Below are 1,038 nucleotides of genomic sequence, written 5' to 3' on the forward strand. Positions count from 1 at the left end.
CGCGCTGCCGGCGCCGGTGGCCGGCTTTCGCGATTACATCGCCTGGCTGCAAGCCCGCGACAGCCAGGCCGCCGAAGGTTATTGGCGGCGACAACTCGGTCTGCTGGAAGAGCCAACTCGACTGGCCGAAGGGCTGGCCGCTGGCGTCAAGGAAAGCGGTCACGGCCTGTTGCCGCTGCTGATCGACGGCGACGAATTCGCGAACTTACGTCAAATCGCCCAGGCCGACAAATTGACCGTGAATACCTTGGTGCAGGCCGCCTGGACCTTGTTGCTGCAGCGCTATACAGGCAGCGAGGCGGTAGCCTTCGGCGTCACCGTGTCCGGCCGGCCTGCTGATTTGCCGGGCGCCGAGGATATGATCGGTTTGTTCATCAACACTCTGCCCATCATTCAGGTGCCGCGCGCCGACTGTCGAATTGGCGACTGGCTACAGGGCTTGCAGCAGGATAACCTCAACTTGCGCGAGCACGAAGCTACGCCGCTGGCCGACATTCAACGCTGGTGGGGCAAGACGGGGGAAGCCTTGTTCGATAGCTTGTTGGTGTTCGAGAACTATCCGCTGTCCGAAGCCTTGCGCCAACGCGCCGACGACGGTTTGCGGATCAGCGGCGGCGAGCATAGCGAAACCACGAATTATCCGCTGACGCTGGCGGTGCAAAGTGGCGATACGTTGCGGGTCGTGTTTGATTACGACCGGCAATTTTTCACCGACGAAGCGGTAGCCGGCTTGGCGGAGCACTTTAGATTGCTATTAAACCAGCTGGCCGCGCAAGCCGACGAACGCATCGGTCAATTGCACTGCTTGCCCCCCGCCGAACAAGCGCAACTGTCCGCCTGGAACGTCTGGGCCAAGCGCTACGACGAGTGCACCCCAGTGCATGAGCTGATCCAGCGCCAGGCCGAACGGCAACCGCACGCCGTAGCCTTGCTCTGCGGCGGGCAGCAACTGAGCTACGCCGCACTGGACACTCAAGCCAACCGTCTGGCGCACCGATTGATCGCACTGGGCGTCCAAGCCGAAAGCCGGGTGGCCCT

Annotated in this window: 1 protein-coding gene; it reads left to right on the plus strand. The window is 62.4% G+C overall.

Annotated elements, in window-relative coordinates; all coding sequences use genetic code 11:
* Window positions 1-1,038, plus strand: a 1,038-nt coding sequence (locus NP596_RS21540) for a condensation domain-containing protein (protein WP_256617430.1), incomplete at both ends; no start/stop codon positions are given.

Source organism: Methylomonas rivi (assembly GCF_024505165.1).
Lineage (GTDB): Bacteria > Pseudomonadota > Gammaproteobacteria > Methylococcales > Methylomonadaceae > Methylomonas > Methylomonas rivi.